This window comes from Vibrio sp. 811 (assembly GCF_033339195.1).
In genome coordinates this window covers 1-607 of the sequence record NZ_JAWOUB010000598.1, presented here as the reverse complement: position 1 = coordinate 607, position 607 = coordinate 1, and the positions used below count along the sequence as shown (strand labels likewise).

Annotated in this window: 1 protein-coding gene; it reads right to left on the bottom strand. The window is 46.0% G+C overall.

Annotated elements, in window-relative coordinates; genetic code table 11:
- A partial coding sequence (locus R7Q46_RS28305) for a transporter substrate-binding domain-containing protein (protein ID WP_318078457.1) occupies positions 1-599 on the bottom strand: 599 nt, incomplete at its 3' end.
- Positions 600-607 lie beyond the last annotated feature (8 nt).

Genomic DNA, 607 nt, shown 5'->3' with positions numbered 1-607 from the left:
CATTTCGCATCAGTCAGAGATGGGCCAACAAATTCGTACGCATCACCACCAGCTTTGTTCAATACACCTTCCTCTAGAGCAGATGCATCGCCCAAAACTGCAGCAACACGGCCGTTCGCAAGGTCTAGGTACGCTTCGTCAAAAGAGCCGTAACGTACAATTTCAACTTTGTCACCGTAGTTGTCAGTCAGGTATTTATCGTGAGTTGTCGCGCGTTGAACTGCGATTTTTTGGCCATCTAGATTAGCAAAGTCTAGGTTTGCACCTTTCTTAGCGATGAACTTATTTGGGATCAGTGCGTATTTGCCCGTGAAATCCACTTTCTTCTTACGTTCTTCGGTAATCGACATTGACGCGATGACCGCATCGTATTTACGAGCCAATAGAGAAGGAATAATGCCATCCCAATCTTGTGCAACGATCTGACACTTCACTTGCATTTCTTCACACAGCGCATTGGCCATATCAACATCAAAGCCTTTTAGAGAACCATCGGTTTCTGTCCAGCTAAATGGAGGGTATGCGCCTTCAATGCCAAAGCGAACTGTTTTCCATTCTTTCGCTTGAGCAACAACAAACCCTGTGGTCGCAGGAAAAATTGCTGCCC